At 62.3% G+C, this 21,338-nt stretch carries 18 protein-coding genes; 10 read left to right on the top strand and 8 right to left on the bottom strand.

The window, feature by feature from the left end:
* Window positions 1–228: 228 nt before the first annotated feature.
* The 3 genes from OXG98_10170 (at window position 229) to OXG98_10160 (ending at window position 3,410) form a co-directional block, all read left to right on the top strand.
* Window positions 229–2,640 (top strand): ABC transporter permease, encoded by a 2,412-nt coding sequence (locus OXG98_10170; GenBank protein MCY3772369.1) that lies wholly within the window; start codon window positions 229–231, stop codon window positions 2,638–2,640.
* A gap of 168 nt (window positions 2,641–2,808) precedes the next feature.
* The gene (locus OXG98_10165) at window positions 2,809–2,997 is read left to right on the top strand and encodes a type II toxin-antitoxin system HicA family toxin (protein MCY3772368.1); all 189 of its coding nucleotides are present in this window, start codon (window positions 2,809–2,811) and stop codon (window positions 2,995–2,997) included.
* Window positions 2,997–3,410, top strand: coding sequence for a type II toxin-antitoxin system HicB family antitoxin (locus OXG98_10160; GenBank protein ID MCY3772367.1), 414 nt, complete (start codon window positions 2,997–2,999; stop codon window positions 3,408–3,410). Before OXG98_10165 ends, OXG98_10160 begins: the two co-directional genes overlap by 1 nt.
* A 52-nt stretch (window positions 3,411–3,462) precedes the next feature.
* On the opposite strand, the gene OXG98_10155 is transcribed toward OXG98_10160, so the two are convergent.
* On the bottom strand, window positions 3,463–4,692 hold the full coding sequence (locus OXG98_10155) for a histidinol-phosphate transaminase (protein MCY3772366.1): 1,230 nt from the start codon (window positions 4,690–4,692) through the stop codon (window positions 3,463–3,465).
* A 325-nt stretch (window positions 4,693–5,017) separates the two neighbouring features.
* Here OXG98_10155 and metH point away from each other — a divergent pair, with 325 nt between their 5' ends.
* A complete protein-coding gene (metH, locus tag OXG98_10150) occupies window positions 5,018–8,818 on the top strand; it encodes a methionine synthase (protein ID MCY3772365.1) in 3,801 nt (1,266 codons plus the stop codon).
* A 102-nt stretch (window positions 8,819–8,920) separates the two neighbouring features.
* On the opposite strand, the gene OXG98_10145 is transcribed toward metH, so the two are convergent.
* The 4 genes from OXG98_10145 to OXG98_10130 all read right to left on the bottom strand — a co-directional run bounded on the left by OXG98_10145 (window position 8,921) and on the right by OXG98_10130 (window position 11,665).
* A complete protein-coding gene (locus OXG98_10145; GenBank protein ID MCY3772364.1) occupies window positions 8,921–9,283 on the bottom strand; it encodes a VOC family protein in 363 nt (120 codons plus the stop codon).
* 87 nt (window positions 9,284–9,370) lie between these two features.
* Entirely contained in the window at window positions 9,371–10,024 is a 654-nt protein-coding gene (locus OXG98_10140) for a hypothetical protein (GenBank protein MCY3772363.1), read from the bottom strand.
* Between the two features lie 62 nt (window positions 10,025–10,086).
* Window positions 10,087–10,605 carry a methylated-DNA--[protein]-cysteine S-methyltransferase gene (locus OXG98_10135; protein MCY3772362.1) on the bottom strand — a complete coding sequence of 173 codons (519 nt, stop codon included), beginning with the start codon at window positions 10,603–10,605 and terminating at the stop codon, window positions 10,087–10,089.
* 10 nt (window positions 10,606–10,615) lie between these two features.
* On the bottom strand, window positions 10,616–11,665 hold the full coding sequence (locus tag OXG98_10130) for a GDSL-type esterase/lipase family protein (GenBank protein MCY3772361.1): 1,050 nt from the start codon (window positions 11,663–11,665) through the stop codon (window positions 10,616–10,618).
* A gap of 410 nt (window positions 11,666–12,075) precedes the next feature.
* On the opposite strand from OXG98_10130, the gene OXG98_10125 reads away from it, so the two are divergent.
* From OXG98_10125 to OXG98_10105, 5 genes are all read left to right on the top strand, one after another.
* A complete protein-coding gene (locus tag OXG98_10125; GenBank protein MCY3772360.1) occupies window positions 12,076–12,738 on the top strand; it encodes a (2Fe-2S)-binding protein in 663 nt (220 codons plus the stop codon).
* A 4-nt stretch (window positions 12,739–12,742) separates the two neighbouring features.
* Window positions 12,743–14,962, top strand: a complete 2,220-nt coding sequence (locus tag OXG98_10120) for a xanthine dehydrogenase family protein molybdopterin-binding subunit (protein ID MCY3772359.1) — start codon at window positions 12,743–12,745, stop codon at window positions 14,960–14,962.
* A 3-nt stretch (window positions 14,963–14,965) separates the two neighbouring features.
* On the top strand, window positions 14,966–15,943 hold the full coding sequence (locus OXG98_10115; protein ID MCY3772358.1) for a xanthine dehydrogenase family protein subunit M: 978 nt from the start codon (window positions 14,966–14,968) through the stop codon (window positions 15,941–15,943).
* A gap of 93 nt (window positions 15,944–16,036) precedes the next feature.
* Window positions 16,037–16,246 carry a hypothetical protein gene (locus tag OXG98_10110; GenBank protein MCY3772357.1) on the top strand — a complete coding sequence of 70 codons (210 nt, stop codon included), beginning with the start codon at window positions 16,037–16,039 and terminating at the stop codon, window positions 16,244–16,246.
* 13 nt (window positions 16,247–16,259) lie between these two features.
* The gene (locus OXG98_10105; protein MCY3772356.1) at window positions 16,260–17,882 is read left to right on the top strand and encodes a fumarate hydratase; all 1,623 of its coding nucleotides are present in this window, start codon (window positions 16,260–16,262) and stop codon (window positions 17,880–17,882) included.
* A gap of 80 nt (window positions 17,883–17,962) precedes the next feature.
* Here OXG98_10105 and OXG98_10100 read toward each other — a convergent pair whose 3' ends face one another.
* From OXG98_10100 to OXG98_10090, 3 genes are all read right to left on the bottom strand, one after another.
* Complete coding sequence (locus OXG98_10100; protein ID MCY3772355.1) at window positions 17,963–18,754, bottom strand: carbohydrate-binding family 9-like protein; 792 nt, start codon at window positions 18,752–18,754, stop codon at window positions 17,963–17,965.
* Window positions 18,744–19,616: a carbohydrate-binding family 9-like protein gene (locus OXG98_10095; GenBank protein ID MCY3772354.1), complete on the bottom strand. Its 873-nt coding sequence runs from the start codon at window positions 19,614–19,616 to the stop codon at window positions 18,744–18,746. Before OXG98_10095 ends, OXG98_10100 begins: the two co-directional genes overlap by 11 nt.
* A 142-nt stretch (window positions 19,617–19,758) precedes the next feature.
* A complete protein-coding gene (locus OXG98_10090) occupies window positions 19,759–20,802 on the bottom strand; it encodes an Ldh family oxidoreductase (protein ID MCY3772353.1) in 1,044 nt (347 codons plus the stop codon).
* A 277-nt stretch (window positions 20,803–21,079) separates the two neighbouring features.
* On the opposite strand from OXG98_10090, the gene OXG98_10085 reads away from it, so the two are divergent.
* Window positions 21,080–21,328 carry a YggT family protein gene (locus OXG98_10085; protein MCY3772352.1) on the top strand — a complete coding sequence of 83 codons (249 nt, stop codon included), beginning with the start codon at window positions 21,080–21,082 and terminating at the stop codon, window positions 21,326–21,328.
* Window positions 21,329–21,338 lie beyond the last annotated feature (10 nt).

The raw sequence follows: 21,338 nt of genomic DNA, 5'->3' as shown, positions 1-21,338 counted from the left end.
CGACATTGGTCGTACCGGCTAAGCATTTCCTTCCCTCGTAACATAACGGCAACAATGGTTTTATCGGCCTTCAGGCGACCGGATTGAGCTACAGCCTTCCTTGTGTTTGTATTGATTCCCGCAACTTAAACCGGTTACTTTGAGTCTTAATACCAGATCCTCAGGGCTCTGAATCGGGGACCTGTGTCCTGAAACCGTACAACCCTTCTTTAACACCGGGAGTGCTTCTTGCTCAAAAACTATATGACCGTCGTTATAAGGCATCTGCTGAAATATAAGGGCTATTCGGCGATCAACGTCCTGGGGCTGGCTATCGGTATGGCCAGCTGCGTGCTGATCCTGCTCTACGTGCAGGACGAACTCAGCTACGACGGGTTTCATGAAAAGAGCGACCGGGTATACCGTCTGGTGGAATCGGCGACGGTGGCGGGCAGGCCCGTCGAAGCCGCCGTCACGCCCCCGCCCTGGGCTCCGGCACTCGCGACGGACTATCCCGGGATCGAAGCGTACACCCGGATCAAGCCGCCGAATTCCCGCTGGCTGATCCGGTATGAAGACAAACGGTTCTACGAGCGGTACTTCATCTTCGCGGATTCGTCGGTTTTCGACGTTTTCACGCTCCCTCTCGTCCAGGGCAAAGCCGAAACGGCCCTGGCCGAACCGCATACCGTGGTGTTGTCGCAGTCCATGGCGGACAAGTACTTCGGAAATGAAAACCCGATCGGCAAGGTGATTACCGGGGATGGCCGCTATGAGTTTACGATCACAGGCATCATGAAGGACATGCCGGCGAACTCGCACTTCCAAGCCGACTTCCTGGCTTCCTACGCCTCGCTGGCGCCGAACAGGCTTTACGGCGAACCTTCCTCGATGCAGGGGAACGCATTCAACCATACGCTGTACACCTATTTTCTACTGGAAGACGGTTACGGACCCGAAACCCTCGAAAGAGAACTCCCCGGTTTTCTGGACAGATACCTGGGTGAATTGCTGAAATCCATCGGTATTGTAGCCACACCCTACCTGCAGCCGATCACGGATATCCATTTGCATTCCCGCCTGGAAGGTGAAATCGCGCCCAACAGCGATATCCGGTACGTGTACATCTTCTCTTCGCTGGCCGTGTTTCTCCTCCTGATCGCATGCGTCAATTTCATGAACCTGTCCACCGCCCGTTCCGCCCGCAGGGCACAGGAGGTGGGCATTCGGAAAGTACTCGGCGCCCAGCGGAATCAACTGATCAAGCAGTTCGTGGGAGAATCCGTACTGTATTCCCTGATCGCGCTCGCGTTTGCGCTGGGGCTGGTTCACCTGCTTCTGCCGCAGTTCAACGCGCTTTCCGGCAAGTCGCTGGTGATGGATTACCAGTCCACGTGGCTGGCGCCGGTGCTGGTGGGCATCGCCCTCTTTACGGGAATCGTCGCAGGAGGCTATCCCGCCTTCGTCCTTTCTTCCTTCAGGCCGGTTGCCGTGCTGACGGGTGCGCTGAAAGCGGGCGTTTCCGGTTCACTGCTGCGAAAGGTACTGATCTCTTTCCAGTTTATCGTCTCCATTGTCATGATCGTCGGAACGGTCGTGATCCACGATCAGTTGGCGTATATGCAGAACAAGAAACTCGGCTTCGACAAAGATCACCTGGTGGTCGTTCGTTTGCCGGACGAAGAGGCCATCAGGGAGTATCCGGCCTACAAAAACGCGGCCCTGCAGTATCCTGAAATCGTGAACGTGAGTTCTTCGACCAGCGTGCCCGGCAGTCCGCCCAGTCTCAACCTGGTTACGCCGGAGGGCGTGCAGGAGGATGAGAGTCCGCTTTACCAGATGATCTGGACAGACTACGACTTCGTGGAAACCATGGATATCAAATTGGTGTCGGGTCGGTCGTTTTCCCGTGAATTCGGCTCGGACTCCACCGCCTGCCTGATCAACGAAGCAGCCGTGCGCGCCCTGGGCTGGGAGAACCCTATCGGCAAGACCTACAGGATAACGGGCGCTTCCGACGACGAGCCTATGCTGAGCGTCATCGGCGTCATGGAGGATTTTCACAACCAGTCGTTGCACCAGCGTATCGAACCGCTGATGATACAGGTGATCCCGGAACCATCCGCGTTCATGGTAATACGGATACAGGGAAGCAACGTTTCACGCGGACTGGAGGTGATTCAGGAACAATGGCAGCGGATCTATCCAGGCCATCCCGCCATGGAGTATTCATTTCTCGATGAAGACCTGGAGCAACTCTACCAGGCCGAACAACGATTGAGTTCCGTGTTCGTTGCCGGTGCCGTCCTTTCCATACTCATCGCCTGTCTGGGACTGCTGGGCCTCTCGTCCTTCATGGCCGAACAGCGGACCCGGGAGATCGGAGTCCGCAAGGTCCTCGGTGCCACAATAACCAATGTGATCCTGCTGTTGTCCAGGGACTTCACGAAGCTGGTCCTGCTGGCATTCGTAGTCGGCGCACCGGCGAGTTACTATGTCATACAGGCCTGGCTCGAGGGTTTCCCCTACCGAATCGAGCTGGGTATGGGGGTGTTCCTTTTCGCGGGCCTTGCCGCGCTGATCATCGCCTGGCTGACGGTGGGATACCAGGCGTTCAAAGCGGCCACGGCCAACCCGGCAGAGGCTGTACAGGCGGAGTGAGGGCTGTCCGACCCCGGGTTCGTCGGATCAAATCGTAGAATCTCTCACGGATACGGTACAAACTCAAGCATTCCACGCAGTCCTTTAAATACCTGATTCATAGATTACCCGAAGTATCCTGCACAACATTTCTGTTGACATAAACAGATCTGTTGTGTATCGTTTGTTATGAACGCAAACGAACTTCGTAGATGGCTCAGGAAAAGAGGATGTTCGTTTCACACGCATAAGGGCGGGAGTGGTCACGTAACAGTTCGTTTGCGGGATCGGAAAACCCAGTTGCCTATGCATGGTGGAAGCAAGGAACTTGGGCGGAAACTGGTGGCAAAGATCAAAAAAGACTTGGGGTTGGATTGATGCTCAAGTATCCTGTGATTCTCGAAAGAGACGATAACACCGTACTTGTCACATCCCCCGATTTTCCTGAACTCAATACGTTCGGCATGGATCGGGAGGAGGCGATCGCCCGCGCAACCGACGCAATGGAGGAGGCGATCGCAGCCCGCATTCATGACGGCCTGGATATCCCTTTGCCGTCAAAGGGCCGGGACGTCACCGTGCTGCCTACGCTCACTGCCGTCAAGGTGATGTTGTACCGGGGTATGAAAGAACAGGGCGTAGGCAAGGCGGAACTGGCCCGACGCCTTGGCTGGCACCTTCCGCAGGTAGACCGGGTACTGGACGTGCAGCACAACTCACGCATGGACCAGATGGACGCGGCCATGGGTGCTATAGGGCGACACCTGGTCGTACGGGATTCCCTTCGTTAGGTTTGCCTGCGCGTCTTGTCCTTCGGTCCGTCCGTCAGGGGGGCTTCTCCGACTAACTGCTCACCAGCACCTTCTTCAGCGCCGCGACAAAGGCCTCGTTCTCCTCGGGCAGGCCGGCGGTGACTCGGACCCAGCCCTCGATATTCCAGCGCGCCCTCGCGTTGCCCACCAGGACGTTGTGTTCCTCGCGCAGCCGGCGGACGAGTTCATCAACGTCGGTCTTCATGTTCATCATCACGAAACTCGACTCGCTAGGCGCGTACTCGATGCCCATGGTGTCCAGTTGCTCGTAGAAATAGCGTTTGCCCCGGCTCACCAGTTCCTGTGAACGTCGCAAGTGGTCCGTGTCGTCAAGGGCCGCCGCCGCGGCGTGGGTGGACAGCAGGGTGAGCGTGTTGGCCCGGTGGCGGCCGATCCGTGCGATCACCGTGGGATGAGCGACGGCATATCCCACCCGCATGCCGGCCATGCCGAAGACCTTGGAGAATGTGCGCGTAACGATCACGTTCGGGTGATCCGCGATCAGCGATGCCGCGCCTTCGCGGTCTTCCTCGTTCTCTGCGAATTCGATATAGGCCTCGTCGGCGAGGACCAGGACCCGCTCGGGGATGGACGCAACAAAGGGCCTCAACTGCGACAGGGAGGTCAACTGGCCCGTGGGATTGCCGGGGCTGGTCACGACGACCATGGACGTCCGGTCGGTCACGGCTGCACTGATACCATCGAGATCGGGTTTCATGCCATCCAGCAGGGGGACCCGAACCGGGTCCGCGTTCGCCACACCGGCGAACCTGGTTATGAAACCGAAGCCTGGCAGGCTTTCCACGACCTCCGTGCCCTCGCGAACGTAGGCATGGCCAATGGCGAAGAGCAGGTCCGACGAGCCGGCGCCTACGGCAATCCACGCGTCATGTACCGGCGCGAAGGGACTGTCCGTCCACTCGACGACCGGAACGCCGTGCCGGCGGGCGAGCTTGCCCAGCAGGTCCGGGTTCTGGCCATACCGGTTGATGCTGGTAACCAGGGACAACACCGCCTCGACCGCCCGGGGAGACGGCCCCAGGGCGTTCTCGTTGCTGTCGATGCGCACCAGGCCCGCGGGCACACCCCAACCGCGGACGGAAGGTCCGCCCACCATCTGGGCCACGGCCTCGTAACTGCCTAACGAAATCGCACCGGCGCCCGCCAGGGCCCCTTTCAGGAATCCCCTGCGGGAAAGCCCTGGCCCGGCCTGCGAAAGCCCCGCGCCAGTCGTGGTACTTTCATCTTTCCTCTCGGACATTATAGCACTCCTTCACTGATTGCCGATCCGCGGTGCTTACCCGTTGATCTTCTGGTATAGCATAAAGGTATTACGACATGATATAACGTCCTATCTCCGATGGGAAGACCTATCGCGTCGGCCTTGACGCACGCCCGGTCCCTGGCGCGCTCCGACCTTGACGATCCCGCGGACCTCCCGTACATTTAAAGCAGTGATACGGGTACCGGCGTTACGACCGTGCGGCACAGGGACATCCGAAACTTGCGCGTTGCCTGGCACACGTCCTGGCACACTTCCCTTGCACGCGTTCCGGGCTAGCGGTCCCCAGTACGCATGAGCCGCAATGGCGCAGCGACCCGCGAAGTACATCCTCGATAAGGAGCCCGAGATCTTCGGCAAGTCCCATCTCGAAACAACCGAAACCCACCACCTGCTGGACCGGCTGCTGGCCGAGCGCATACTCATTATAGACGGCGCCATGGGCTCGGTGCTGCAGGGCCATGCCCTGGATGAGGCCGATTACCGGGGCGATGCGTTCAAAGACCATCCCGTTTCGCTGCGGGGCGATCTCGACCTGCTGTCGATCACGCAACCGGACCTCGTCGAACAGGTTCATCGGCAGTACCTGGACGCCGGCGCCGACATCATCGAGACCAATACCTTCAATGCCACGGCCATCTCGCAGGCCGACTACGGCCTGCAGGACCGGGTATACGACATCAACGTTGCGGCGGCGAAAATCGCGAAACGGGCCGCCGTGTCCACCATGGCCGCCGATCCGGAGCACCCTCGCTTCGTGGCCGGCGCCCTGGGGCCCACCACCCGGTCGGCATCCGTCGCCTCCGACGTCAGCGACCCGTCCTACCGGTCCGTGACCTTCGACGACCTCGTCGCCGCCTACGGTGATCAGGCCCGCGGTCTCCTCGACGGCGGTGCGGACCTGCTCCTGGTCGAGACCCAGATCGACACGCTCAACCTGAAGGCCGCCCTGTTCGCCATCAACAGCCTCTTCGACGAAGGGATGCGCCGCGTACCCCTCATGGCGTCGTTCTGCATCGTCGATGCCAGCGGCCGCACCCTGTCCGGCCAGACTGTGGAGGCCTGCTGGACGTCCATTCGTCACGGCGAGCTCTACAGCGTGGGGATCAACTGCGCCCTGGGCGCGACGGAACTGCGGCCCTACATCGAAGAACTGTCGGACATCGCGAACCTCCCGGTGACCTGCTATCCTAACGCGGGCCTCCCAAACGAAATGGGCGGCTACGATGACACCCCTGAATACATGGCCGATGTACTGGGGGACTTTGCCGAAGAAGGTTGGCTCAACATGGTCGGCGGATGTTGCGGTACCACGCCCGGGCACATCGCCGCGATTTCGGAGGCCGTCAAGCAGCGGGGGAAACTGCGGGTTCCCCATCCCGTCGAACCCCTGTCCCGGTACAGCGGACTCGAAACCTTCACCGTGCGGCCCGACGGCAACTTCACCATGATCGGCGAGCGGACGAACGTGACGGGATCGCGCAAATTCGCCCGGCTGGTCCGTCAGGAGAAATACGAGGAAGCCCTGGGCGTGGCCCGGCAGCAGATCGAGGGCGGGGCGAACGTCATCGACGTGAACATGGACGAAGGATTGCTCGACAGCGAACGGGCCATGACCACCTTCCTGAATCTCATCGCGTCCGAACCCGACATCGCCGCCACGCCCGTCATGATCGACAGTTCCAGCTGGCCGGTCATCGAAGCGGGCCTGAAATGCGCGCAGGGCAAGAGCATCGCCAATTCCATCAGCCTGAAAGAGGGCGAGGAGGTTTTCAAGCACCAGGCCCGCATGGCGAAACGGTACGGAGCCGCCGTGGTGGTGATGGCCTTCGACGAGGACGGGCAGGCCACGGATACGGACCGCAAGGTGGAGATCCTGAGCCGTTCCTACCGGATCCTCACCGAAGAGATCGGCATGGACCCGGCGGATATCATCTTCGATCCGAACATTCTCACCGTGGCCACTGGCATCGAGGAACACGACGACTACGCCGTCAGCTTCATCGAGGCCGTCCGCCGGCTGAAGGAGCGGCATCCCCTGGCCAAGGTCAGCGGGGGCGTGAGCAACATCTCCTTCTCCTTCCGCGGCAACGACCATATCCGGGAAGTGATGCACGCCGCCTTCCTGTACCACGCCATCCAGGCCGGACTGGACATGGGCATCGTCAACGCGGGACAACTGGCGATTTACGAGGACATCGACCCGGAGACGCTCGCCATGGTGGAAGACGTCCTGCTGAATCGCCGGCCCGACGCCACCGAAAAGTTGCTGGAGTTTGCCGAATCGAGGAAAGGAGCGGCGGCTGAACGGGCGCGTAAGGACGAGGACTGGCGGGAAGACAGCCTGGAGGAACGCATTTCCCACTCCCTGGTCAATGGCATCACCGACCACGTCGAGGCCGATATGGACGAGGCACTGAAACGCTACGACCGTCCGCTTCACATCATCGAGGGGCCCCTGATGGCCGGGATGTCCATCGTCGGCGATCTCTTCCAGGATGGGAAGATGTTCCTGCCGCAGGTGGTTAAGAGTGCGCGGGTCATGAAAAAGGCCGTGGCCCAACTGGTGCCCCACATGGAAGCCGAGCACGGTGACGGCGGGGAAAGACAGTACCAGGGGACCATCCTCCTGGCCACGGTCAAGGGCGACGTGCACGATATCGGGAAGAACATCGTGGGCGTGGTCCTGGGGTGCAACAACTACCGCATCATCGACCTGGGGGTCATGGTCCCGGCGGAGAAGATCATCGGTACGGCCGTGGAAGAAAGTGTCGACCTCATCGGATTGAGCGGACTGATCACCCCGTCGCTCCACGAGATGATCCACGTGGCCCGTGAGGTCGAGCGCAACGGCTTCGAACTGCCCCTGCTCATCGGCGGCGCCACGACGAGTAGGAGACACACGGCCATCAAGATCGAGCCGGCCTATCACGGTCCGACCGTGCACGTGACGGACGCGTCAAGGGCCGTGGAAGTGGTTGGAAGCCTCCTCAGCGACGAGTTGAGGCTGAACTATGCCCGGCGCGTGCGCGAGGACTATCAGCAGGTCCGGGATACCTACGAAAAACGTACGCCGCGCATGCTCCTGGTGCCTTTCGCCGAGGCGTGCGCGCGTCGGCCCGCCCTCGAATGGTCGGAAGCGACCGTCGCGGTGCCTGGCTTCACCGGGATTCGCGTCGACGACAACTATCCGCTGGAGGAACTCGTTCCCTTTATCGACTGGACGCCCTTCTTCGGTGCGTGGGAGTTAAGGGGACGATATCCCGCCATCCTGAAAGATGACAAAGTCGGCGATGAGGCGAGGAAGTTGTTCGAAGATGCGCGGAGTCTGCTTGAGGAGATCGTGCGTGGACAGTCGCTACGGGCCCGGGCCGTATGGGGGTTCTTCCCTGCCCATTCCACCGGGAACGATATCGTGCTCTTTGATGACGCCGCCCGTTCGAAGATCCGCGCGACGTTCCACATGCTGCGCCAGCAGCGGCCCCGGTCGGCGGACGGGCCCTGCCTCGCCCTTTCCGATTTCGTGGGACCTGAAGGCACGGAAGACTACATCGGCGCCTTCGCGGTCACCGCCGGGATCGGTCTCGACGAATTGGTCAGGCAGTACGAAGTCGACCACGACGACTACCGCGCCATCATGGTCAAGGCACTCGCCGACCGGCTGGCCGAAGCTTTTGCTGAGCACACTCATCAACGCGCCCGCCACGCATGGGGATACGGACGGGACGAGGATCTCTCCGGAGAAGATCTGATCCGGGAGAAGTACCGAGGGATCCGGCCGGCGCCCGGATATCCGGCCTGTCCCGACCATACTGAGAAGCGCCGGCTCTTCGATCTGCTCCAGGTCGAGGAAAGAATCGGCGTTACGCTGACCGAAAGCTACGCCATGGACCCGCCGCCGTCCGTCGCCGGCCTCTACTTCGGACACCCCGAGGCCCGGTATTTCAACGTGGGAAAAATCGGACGCGACCAGGTGGAGGACTACGCCCGGCGCAAGCGGATGACCGTCGAGGCCATCGAACGGTGGCTGGCGCCGAGCCTGGATTATGAGTCTGTGGATGGTGCCACGGGGGTTTCATCGACGGGTCGATGCTGTGTTGTTTAACCTGTAGCTTGTTATCCCACCGTAACCTGAAGCTTTTCCAAACGCTTTGGCGTTTTTTTCCAGTGCGATCCCGGTCCTTCCACCATGTTCCGGCCTCGAATCTCACGACGTGGGCTCCCAAAGTTCGATCGCGTTTCCTTCGGGGTCGTGGATTCGGGCGAAGCGGCCGATGCCCTCCATCTCGCTTTCGTGGCTGACCTCGATATCCGCGGACTTCAGTTGCGTGATCATCGCGTCCAAATCAGCCACGCGGAAATTCAGCATGAAAGTCTTGTCCGCCGCGAAGTAGTCCGTGTCGGCATCGAAGGGTGAGAAAACCGTCACGCCGGACTCGGTCACCCAGGGCGCCATCTCCATGTTCGTCGGAGCAGGATTGATGCCAAGGTAATCCTGATACCATTTCGCAAGTCCTGCCGGGTCCATCGCCCGAAAGAAGAACCCACCGAATCCCTGAACCTTTTGCACGCTACGTCCTTTCAATGATGGTCAGACCGACACCTTATCTGCCGGTCGAAGTACCACGCCGATTTTGCACACCCGGTATCCTTACTACTACCTCCTTAACACCGCCGTGCCCCAGGTGCTGGGATCGACGTGGACGCGCAGGTCGCGCCCGGCGCTCCACCACTGGGCGGGGTGTTCCGAGTTGTTGAGGAAATAAGTGAAACCCAGTCGGGGGAATTCTTCCGGATCGTATCCGCTGAGCGTATGAGTCGGGAGGCACACCTCCAGGGTGTAGCCTCGGTCCGTAATCAGGGAGGCGACGGGAAGCGCTTCCGGTTCCGGCATGTTCCACTTTTCACGGGCGCGATCGACCTGCGTGGGCTTGACGACAGGCCGGTCACCGTCGTCGCCGCCCCCGGTGGGCAGGCAGTTGAACTGGTGGCAGTACCGCCCTGCACGCCGCGCAGTCTTCACGTCCCGCGTGTCCAGCCAGACCTGGAAGCTGTCCCCGGACCAGTGCCGTCCGTAGTGGGACTGGACCGGCTTTCGCTTGCGCACGTCCACGGCGAAGTACAGGCCCTCGTCGTTCCAGGCCATGTAGACGTCCGCGGCTTTCGGTCGGTTCTCCAGGAAACCCAGGTCGGGTACCAGGTATTCGGGGTCCCAGTCGTCCAGGACGCCGTTGATCCGGGGCGCCTGTTCGCGGTATCTGCACTGGAAAGCGTAGGCGAAGTAGACTCTGTTGGGAATATCCAGCGGCATGGGCAGTCTTTACACCGGGAAGCGCCTGGCGGAAAGCGCGGTAAGCTAAGCGCCGGCAGCGGTCAGCGGATGTAGTCCGCGCCTTCGAGATCGAGCAGAAAAGCCTTGATGTCCGGCTGGCCGCCGTAGCCTCCCAGGCGGCCGTCATTGGCGATCACGCGGTGACAGGGCACCAGCAGGCTGATGTCGTTGTTTCGGTTGGCCTGGCCCACCGCCCGGGCGGCCCTGGGCCTTCCCGCCCGTTCGGCCACCCACTTGTAGGATCGGCACGCTCCGTATGGAATACCCTGTTGCGCGCGCCAGACCCGTCGGGTAAACGGCGTGCCTCGCAGAAAATCCAGGGGAATGTCAAAAACCTTCAGTTCTCCGGCGAAATACCGCGTGATCTGGTCTTCGACGGTTGAAAGCATGTCGCCGTCCGGGACAAAGGCCAGATCCGCGCCGAAGCGGTTCAGCATGTCGGTCTCAAAGGCTTCGACCGTGACGTCATACGTAATACGACACACGCCCGCGTCGCTGGCCGCCGCGTACATGGGACCGAGAGGCGTGGGAAACACCGTGTATTTTAATACGTGTCTCAACGGGTCCGGGCTATCCTACGATGTCGCGGTCTCGCAGGCCCTGTGCCAGCGCCTGCGCGATGATCCCGCTGCCTTCGATGGTGGGATGCCAGGTATCGGAGAAATACTGGCCGCGTTCGCCGTCCATCCTGGTAAAAGCGGCGTTCAGATCGATGAGATCCGTATCCTCTTCCATGGCCAGCCGGCGGATCGAGGCATCGTAGATATCGTAGAGTTGCGTGAGCCGGTCGACGTCTCCCCGGGCGAGGAACGTCGGGTACCGCAGCTTGTCCAGGCTTTGCAGGGACATCTCGGCGCCGTTGCCGGAGATGAGCGTCGGCAGGGTCGTCAGGACGACGCGGACCCGGTCGTTCTTCGCCGTCCGGATGAGGCGGCGCATATTGTACTCGAAGTTCTCGGGTAGAAAATCCTCGAGATCGAAGGAGCCGATGGGCGGCGGGGTATTCAGATCCAGGATCTCCTTGGCTTCGTCCAGCAGCCTCAGCCCCGTATCGCCGCCGTTACCGTAATGCCAGTACGACTGGGTCTTCCTGCGCATGTCCGGATAATGTTTCGGATTCCCCAGCCACATGTCGTTCCAGCCGATGTAGACAATCAGGATGTCGGGTTCGAAGGCCAGCAGCCGGGGAAGGCGCAACTGGGCGTTGATAGACGCGTGGTCGTCGACGCCGGCGTTGATCACCTGGTGATCACGCCCCAGGCCCATTTGCGCCAACTGCCGTTCGAGCTGATAAGGATAGGGCGAGTCGTCCCCCGGCGCGCCGAAGGTGCAGGAGTCGCCGAGACACATGATGCGGACGACGTCGGGGTCCTTCCGCCTCGGAAAGTCCGTTCCCCGGAACCCGTAGTCGTTGATACGGATGCCGGCCACGCTGTATCCGGGCATCAGTTCCCAGCCACTTCGGTTGTGAAACACGATATAGGGATGGGCGCCGTCGTATTCCTCGTGGAACCATCGGTCCCTGTTATACGCGTGGTCCTGGCGTCGAAGGTAGAATTCCGCGCCTACGAGGGCGCCTACAGCGGCGCCGGCCATGGCGGCAAATGCGTAACGTTTCATTCCCGTTCTCCGGCTGTCGTGCTACCACTTCCGGCCCCTCCGGCCGGACTGTTTGCAAGCATCATCCCGACGCATGGACCGGCCACCAAAAACTACAGCCATCCGAGTTCACGCTGCCGTCCTTCTTCCCTTGAAATTAAGGATATTCAGGCGGTATTCGCAAGGGAAAACGCCAGTGGATCTTCTTTGATGAAATCGCCTTCTTTTTTTGTATAACTTTAACAGTATAGCTGAAATGAAAGGCCTTGACGGCGCCTGGGTCGACTTTCATATTCAAAGGGTGGTTTCCCATCCTGTTTACCACAGCAAGCCATACGCTGCGATTTCGAAATTCGCGATAACTCGCCAACCTGAATCTGTCGGATAGCATGCGTCAGTAGCGTGATTTCAGTATGCATAAAGGAGGCCCTATGGCTGACCGAAAACAAAAAGCCGCGCCTGAAGAGCCATCGGCCGCGCAGGAAAATGGCGGTACCCGGTTCACGCGGCGCGGTTTTCTCAAGGGCGCGGGCGCCGGTGCGGTGACTGCGGCCGTGGCGCCAGCCGTCCTGGTTTCAGGTGCGAAGACGGCGACCGCCCAGGAGGCCGAGGGCGTCATGTCGGCGACGGTTACGCTCGACGTGAACGGACAGTCGCATAATGTCGACGTGGAAGCGCGCACGACCCTGGCGGACGCGCTGCGGGACAGGCTGGAGATCACTGGTCCCAAGGTGGTGTGCGACCGGGGTGAATGCGGCGCCTGCACCGTGGTGATGGACGGCAGGCTCGTCTTCAGTTGCATGACGCTGGCCATGGACGCCCAGGGACGGAAAATCGAAACCGTCGAAGGGCTGGCCGACGGCGATGACCTGCACCCCCTCCAGGAAGCGTTTATCGAGAAGGACGCCTTGATGTGCGGATTCTGCACACCGGGTTTCCTGGTGTCCTCCAAGGCGCTCCTGGACGCCAACGACAACCCGACGCCGGAAGAGGTCCGGGAGGGGCTGTCCGGGAATATCTGCCGCTGTGGCACCTATCCCCACGTGTTCGAGGCCGTGATGAGCGCCGCCGAAAAGATGCGGAAGGGAGGGTGAGGCCATGCAGCAGAAGATGAAGAAGGTCAAGATCACCATCCAGGAAGACGGTGAACCCAGGGAAATTGAAATTGAAGTCCCCGACACCGGCGAAGGCGGCTGGGGCGATCTTTCGAAGAACACTTATATCAACAAGCCCCATACCCGCGTGGACGCGGTAGACAAGGTCACCGGGCGCGCCAAGTACACGGCCGACATCAAGTTGCCGGGCCTGCTCTACGGACGCATCCTGCGGTCGGCCCATCCCCGCGCCCGGATCAATCGCATCGACGCCACCCGGGCGATGGCACTGCCCGGCGTGAGGGTGGTGGTGCTGCCCGGCGACGACCCCGCCGTATTCTCGCGGGAGTGCCGGTTCGCCGGACAGGAAATCGCGGCCGTGGCGGCGACGACGCCGGAAGTCGCCGAAGACGCGCTGCACGCCATCGACGTGGATTACGAGGTGCTGCCCTTCGTCGTGGACGAAGACGCGGCGCGGGACCCGGACGCGGCCCAGGTGCACAGCGACCGCGGAAACGTAGGCGAGCCCAGGGTCGGCGAGCAGGGCGACATCGCGGCGGGATTCGCACAGGCCGACGTGACCCTGGAGGCCACCTTCCGATGCCAGGTGCAGTCCCACATCGCGCTGGAGACCCACGGCAACGTGTGCCAGTGGGAAGGCGACAAACTGACGGTCTGGGCCTCCACGCAGGGCGTATTCAGTGTCCGCGGGGAACTGGCCGGGCATTTCGGCATCCCCGAAACGAACGTGCGCGTGATCACGGAGTTCATGGGCGGTGGATTCGGCGCCAAGTTCGGCGCCCGCAAAGAGGGCGTGATCTGCGCCCTGCTCGCCCGGAAGGCCGGAGCGCCCGTGAAACTGATGCTGACGCGCAAGGAAGAACACCTGGCCACCGGAAACCGGCCCTCCGCCGTACAGCACGTGAAGCTGGGGGCGACGAGGGACGGTAAGCTGGTCGCCTACGAGCGGTCCAACTACGGCACGCCCGGTGTCGCCGGAAGCGCCAACATACCCGGTGCGCCGTACCTGTACGAGATCCCCAACTACCGCATCGAACAGACGAGCGTGTTCACCAACGCCGGGCCGATGGCCGCCCAGCGCGCGCCGGGACACCCCCAGGCGGCCTTCGCCATGGAATCCATGATGGACGAAATGGCCGAGGCGCTGGGCATGGACCCCATCGACATCCGCCAGATGAACGATCCGAATGAAGCGCGGCGCAACATGGTGGCCATGGGGGCGGAGCACATCGGATGGAAGACCCGCCGGAGCGCCACGCCCAATTCAGGGACCGGCCGGATCAAGACCGGCATGGGCGTGGGATCGGCCCGGTGGGGCGGCGGCGGCGGAAGGACGCAGGCCGAGTGTACCATCAACCCGGATGGGAGCGTCGAGGTAAAATGCGGCACGCAGGACATCGGTACCGGGACGCTCACCCTGGTGCACATGGTCGCGGCCGAAGAGTTCGGGTTGAAAATGGAAGACATCACCGTCGGAATCGGCGACACAAACTACCCCTATTCGGGCGGAAGCGGTGGAAGCACCACGGCCGCGTCGGTCTCCCCCGCCATCAAGGGTACGACGATGCTGGCGAAACTCGAGCTGTTCAAGAAGATCGCGCCCAGGTTCGGCGTGGAACCCGGCGAACTGGTTGCCTCGGGCGGCAACGTGTTCGTGGGCAGCGATCCCTCTAAGAGCATGACGTGGCAGCAGGCGACGGCCCAGCTCGGGGACGAGCCCATCTTCTTCCACGGCCAGTGGCTGCCCGGTTACTCGGACAGCGGCGTGCCCGGCGTGCACTTCGTCGAAGTCAGCGTGGACACCGAGACCGGCCTGGTGAAGGTCGACCGGGTCGTGGCCGTCCACAACAGCGGCATGATTTTGAATCCGCTCACGTGGGCGAGCCAGGTAAACGGCGGCGTCCTGATGGGCATCGGTTACGGCATGTACGAGAACCGCATCATGGATCCCGCGACGGGCTACATGGTCAACGCCAACCTGGAAGACTACAAGCTCATGGGCTCCACGGACATCCCCGAAATCGAGATTCTCAGGTACGACGAACCGGAACGAGGCGTCATCGGCATCGGCGAACCCGCCACGATCCCGACCCCCGGCGCCATCGCCAATGCCATCTACAACGCCTGCGGTGCCCGGATACGGGAGATGCCGTTCACCCCCGACAAAGTGCTCAGCGCGCTGGCCGCAGTGAAGGAGGGCTGATCCATGCGGAACTTTTCCTACGTCAACGCGACGTCGATAGAGCAGGTGCCTTCCCTTCTCGGCCGTAGCTGGGACGACGCGGTGGTCATGGCGGGCGGCACGGACCTGGTCGGCGAGATGAAGGACTACGCCGCGGTCCCGAAGCGCGTGGTCAACCTCAAGACCATTGACGGTCTGGACTACATCCGCCAGGATGAGGCCGGGCTGCGGATCGGCGCCCTGACGACCCTGACGGACGTTTTGACGCATAGCGCCGTTTCTCAGGACTACCCGGCGCTCAGCCAGGCGGTTGCCGTCATCGCCTCGCCGCAGATCCGCAACATGGCCACCCTGGCCGGGAACATCCTGCAGCGGCCGCGGTGCTGGTACTACCGCAGCGAGGACTTCCCCTGTCTCAAGAAGGGCGGGGCGCGGTGCTACGCGGTGGGCGGGGTCAATACCTACCACGCCATTTTCGGATCTGGACCGAGCTACATCGTCCATCCTTCGGATGCGGCCCCGGCGCTGATGGCCCTGGGCGCCACGGTGAAGATCCATGGTCCCCGTGGCGGGAACGAAGTCGTCATGGACGATTTCTTCACGTTGCCCGAAATGAACATCCGGAGGGAGAACATCCTTCGCCCCAACGAGATCGTGACTGAAATCACGGTGCCGACACCGGAGGCGAACAGCAGGGGCATGTACCTCAAGGTGCGTGAGCGGGAGTCCATCGATTTCGCTCTCGTCAGCCTTGCCGCCCAGATGACCGTCGTGAACGGGACCTGCGAGCGGGCCAGCCTGATATTGGGCGGCGTGGCGCCCATTCCGTGGCGCGCCGTCGAGGCGGAAGATTACATCAGGGGCCGGCGGATCACCGAAGCCCGGGCGGAAAGCACCGCCGAGGCGGCGGTGGAAGACGCGGCGCCCATGCCGCACAACGGTTACAAGGTGGAGATCGCGAAGAACCTCGTAAAACAGGCCGTTCTGGCCCTGGCGTCGTAGGCGGTACAGGAGGCGTTCCGGGCGGTCGGCAGCCCAGATTGTCCGGCTGTCCGGGCCGTCCAGCTCTCCTGCGGCGCAAGCAAGGAGTCTATCATGGCACAACCCGTATGCCGGTTCCTGAGGACGAAATCGTTTTACACGGCGGAGAAGAACGACCGGACCCTTACCGAGGAAAAACCCGGCCGCTCATTCTGGTGCGTCCGTTCCGTGTCGGGCATCGGTCCCGATGACAAGGTCGTGGGACCCGCGGAATGCGACGCCCATCGCACCTGCTTCGAAACCGTCGACGTGAGCTTCGTGTGAGGAGACACCCGGCTTGAACGATTACGTCCATCGCGAGCTCCTGCCCCTGGGCAAGCACGCGACACCGTACCGTCTGCTTACCAGTGATCATGTTTCAACGGGAACTTTCGAAGGCAGGGACATCCTCAAGGTCGATACGGATGGCCTGATCCTGCTCGCGGACCAGGCCATCCGGGACAGTTCCCACCTGCTGCGTCCCGAACACCTCGCCCAGTTGCGCAAGATCCTCGACGACCCGGAAGCGTCCGACAACGACCGCTTCGTCGCCATGGAGATGCTGAAGAACGCCAACATCTCCGCCGGCGGCATCCTGCCCATGTGTCAGGACACGGGCACGATCATCGTCACGGGCAAGAAGGGCAACCGCGTGTGGACGGAAGGGGACGATGAGTCCGCCATCTCGCAGGGGACCATGAACGCCTTCCTCAGCACCAACCTGCGGTACAGCCAGCAGGCGCCTCTCGATATGTTCACGGAGTCGAACACGCGGACCAACCTGCCCGCCCAGATCGAGATCTACGCGGACCGGGGCGACGAGTACAAGCTGATGTTCATGACCAAGGGCGGGGGATCGGCGAACAAGAGCCTCCTCTTCCAGGAGACCCGGGCGCTGCTGAACGAGGACCGGTTTCTCGAATTCGTAGACGAGAAACTCCGCATCCTCGGCACGGCGGCATGTCCTCCGTATCATCTGGCCATCGTGGTCGGGGGCACCTCGGCGGAATACACGCTGAAGGTGGCCAAGCTGGCGAGCGCGCGTTTCCTGGACACCCTGCCGACCGAGGGCAATGAGTACGGCCAGGCCTTCCGCGACCTCGAAATGGAAGCGAAGGTGCTGAAGATGAGCCAGGAAATCGGCATCGGCGCGCAGTTCGGCGGGAAGTACTTCTGCCACGACGTGCGGGTGGTCCGCATGCCGCGGCACGGCGCTTCGTGTCCGGTGGGCATCGCCGTTTCCTGCGCCGCCGACCGGCAGATCCTGTCGAAGATCACGCGGCACGGCATCTTCCTGGAACGGTTGGAGACCGAACCGTCGAAGTTCCTGCCGGAGGTCGCGGACGAAACCCTCGGCGGCGACGTGGTGGAAATCGACCTGAACCGGCCCATGTCCGAGATCCGCGCCGCGCTCAGCGGCTACCCGGTCGCAACGCGCCTTTCCCTGACGGGCCCCATGATCGTCGCCCGGGACATCGCCCACGCCCGGCTCAAGGAACGGCTGGACGGCGGCGAGGACCTGCCGCAGTACTTCAAGGACCTGTGCGTCTACTACGCGGGACCGGCCAAGACGCCGGAGGGTTACGCTTCGGGATCATTCGGCCCGACGACGGCGGGCCGAATGGACACCTACGTGGACCAGTTCCAGGCGGCCGGCGGCAGCATGGTCATGCTCGCCAAGGGGAACCGGTCCGTCCAGGTCACCAACGCCTGCAAGAAGCACGGCGGATTCTATCTCGGGTCCATCGGCGGGCCGGCCGCGCGGCTGGCGAAGGACTCCATCCGGGAGGTCTCGTTGGTGGAGTACCCCGAACTGGGCATGGAAGCGATCTGGCGCATACAGGTGGAGAAATTCCCCGCCTTCATCGTAGTGGACGACAAGGGCAACGACTTCTTCTCGGGATTCATGCGCCGGAACTGACCTGGCGCGTCACCTTGTCAGCCCCGGCTCTCTCTGGTGCGGCCAGGCGCCACGAATACTCTTGTCAAAGTCTCAGGAATCTATTCGGCAAGCTCCAACTCCAGGTGGGTTTCAGGCATCAGGCCGTCCACGATGACCAGGGGCTGCCAGGTCCAGGTGGCCTGCCAGCGATGACCGCGTTGGTCGATCACCTGCCGCCGAATCAGACTGACGCGCCAGACGTCCCCTGCGGCGGGCGACGCAGTCTGCGCATCGGCCAGCCACTTGAGACCGTCCCACGGCAGGGCCAACTCCACGGTCCAGCCCTTATCGGCCCGGTCCCTTCTCTTCGGGTCGCCATCCACCTGCACACCGACCTGCAAGCCGGGTAAATTCCAGTCCGAAAAGGCCCACCGCATGGCGCGGATGTCGGTCCGCGTGTGGCCGCCCAGCACCTCGGGCCGATGGACCGCCAGGTCGAATTCCGGTACGTGGAACCGGTCGTCGTCCCGGCAGGCCTCCTTCCATACGTAGACCATTTCCGATGTGGCGCCCAGGGGATTCACCGCCAGGTCGTAGTACGCGCCGGAACCGGTGACCAGCACGCCCACGTGGCTGTCCTGGCGAACCTCGTGGCCTGCCTCTTTCCGGGTAGCCTGAATGTCGCGGTCCTCCAGCCAGCATGCGACGTAGAGATTTCGGTCGTCCCAGGCCAGGGCCGCCTCGGTATCGAACAGGGCACGGGCGCCCGTGTGATCGCTGAAACGAGGAGACCGCGCCGCGCGCCGCCACGATGCCTCGTCCAGGCGGCCGTCCACGACCACGGTGGCCAGGGCCCTGGGACAAGGGTATTTCAAGGTCTTCGGTACAGTCGAGGGGGTCTCACTGCCCATCACACTCTCCTTCTCCGCACGCCCCATCCGCATGCGCGCCGTTCCCACCCACCGCCTTCTCGGTGAAATGAACCACGGTGAAACGATCGGGGATGTGCGAATCATAGATCCCGTGACTGGTCCACGCCCATCCCGGACACGTTTTGAAACCGCCTTCCTCGATCCAGTGGAAACGGGAGAAATCCATGCGCCACGTATCGCCCTCCCGGGCCGGCAGCGAACGCCCGTCCGCCAGGTGCTTCAGTCCCAGCCAGGGGAAGGCGATCTCCGCGGTCCACCCGCGGTCCCTGTCCGTCGGATCGTTGATGGTGCCGTCCACGTGTACCGCCCACTTCAGCCCCGGCATATCCCATTCGCGGAACGCCCAGCGGCGCCCGCGGGGGTGGGCATGGCCCGTCTTCGTTCCCCCGAGGGTATCCACCAGGTCGGTGCCCTGCAGGTCGAATTCGGGAATCGCGCCGTAACCGGCTTCCACGTAGGCCTCCTGCCACACGTAGAACCGCTCCATGATCGTGCCCAGGGCGTTCAGTTCGAACTCGTAGTAGGCGTCTTCCCCGGCGATGAAGACCTCCACGTCGTTTTCCTCGCAGATCATGGAATCGCGCTCCGTGTACGTCGCCCGCACGTCGGGCTCCTCCACCCAGAACCCCACGTACAGATAGTCGTCGTCCCATAGCACCGCCGCCCGCGTGTCGAACAGCGCCGGCCGGCCCGGCTCCTCCAGATCCTCGAAGCGCGGCGACCGTTCCGCCAGCCGCCACGACGGTTCGTCGAGACGTCCGTCCACCACGATAGGACCGATGGCCCGACAGGCGGTGTAGTGCTTTAATCCTTCTTCCGAATAGCCCCAGTCACTGGTCATGCACTTGTTCTCCAAAGTGGTTTTATTCCATGACGCTCAACGAGTTGTTCTGCACGAACCGCCATCCCGAATCACGGCCGGCCCGAAACTGAAAACCAGGATCACACCCGCGTTCCCCGGATACTTTCGTCCGTCGATCCATCTATGCCTCCCAGGGTACCTGCAACGAAAATTTAACCGCGACTTCGTTGAGCTTTTCCCGGGTGCCCGGCGGCAGGGGTATGCCGTTTTCGATGCGGTCCCGATACACCCGCTCCTCCGGCTCCCCGGGCACGAAGAGTTCGTCTACGCCCTCGACGCGCGGCAATCCCTTCATGGCCGCCGCGAGGTCGTCTATACTTTCCCGGTACGCCAAAGGATCGGTAAAGGCGGCGATATCGATGGCACCGATGAAGCTGTTCTGCACGCCGGGCCGGGCGCCGGGACCCGTGATGGCGGCCGTCAGCAGGGGGTTCCCCACCATCAGGCTCGACAGGCATTCGAAGATCAGCGCCAGGCCGTAGCCCTTGTAACCGCCGGTCGGACGAAGGAACCGGGCCCTGCGAGGGTCCGTCGTCGGATGGCCGTCCTCGTCCAGCGCCCACGTATCCGGGATGGATTCGCCCCGGTCCACGGCTACGTCCAGCTTGCCGAAGGCGGCTACGCTCGTGGCCATATCCAGGGAGATGAAGGGGATGCGGCTTCCCGGCACGGCGATGGCGATGGGACTGTTGTGCACCCCTGGCGCCCGGGCCCCCGGCGGCGCCATGTTCGGCGGGTTGCAGACGGATGCGACCCCCGCCATGTTCTCCCGTGCGGCCATCTGCGCGTAGTACGCCATGGCCCCCTGGTGGGTCGTGTTCCGGATAAGCACCCAGCCGATGCCCGCCGTCCGGGCCTTGCCGATCGCCTGATTCATGGCATAGGTCGTCACCACGGGCCCGAAGGCGCGGTCCGCCTCGATGAGCAGCGTGGCGGGTGTTTCCCGCTCGATCCGGATATCCGGCAGGGGATTGTAGTGTCCCGCCTCCACCGAGCGGACATACCCGGCGACGCGTTGAACGCCGTGGGAGTCCACTCCCCGCAGATTGGCCCAGACCAGCACCTCTGCTTCGATGGCCGCGTCTTCGACCGGCAGTCCCGCCTTCTCGAAGACCGCGGCCGTGAACGATCGCAGCCTGCTCCCGTCGACCCGAATGTCCGCCATTTTCCGTCCTTTCCCCGCCACGGATTTCGCCAAGATATAAGCCGCCCGCCACCGCCAGGTATCGACCGTACAAATCCCGTAAAATAGAAGACGGAACGGCGCCGCGCCAGAGGTTACTTGCCGTTCCGGACCGGTGCGATGGGAACGTAACCACGGTATGGTGGTCTCGGGCTCCTCTTTCGCCATCTTCACCGTTGACAACGGGCGCGCCCGTCGCTACAGTTCCCATGCGTTCGCGATGCTGTGGAAGCGGTTCCAGCCCTGATGCAGGATTGACATGATCCTTGTTCAGTTACTTCGTATATACCTGGTCCTGATCGTCATTCGCGCCGTGATGTCCTGGTTCAACCCGGATCCGTCCGCGCCGCTCGTCCGCGTGCTGACCTGGCTTACGGAACCGGCCCTGGCGCCCTTCAGACGGATCATTCCGCCCATCGCCATCCCTAAAACCAATGTGCGGATCGATATTGCCCCCATCTTCGTTCTGTTGATCGGGGGATGGCTGCTGACGAAGCTGCGTTTCTAGAGGAAACCGA

The organism is Gemmatimonadota bacterium (assembly GCA_026706345.1).
Lineage (GTDB): Bacteria > JAAXHH01 > JAAXHH01 > JAAXHH01 > JAAXHH01 > JAAXHH01.
This window is presented reverse-complemented; position numbering and strand designations above follow the sequence as displayed.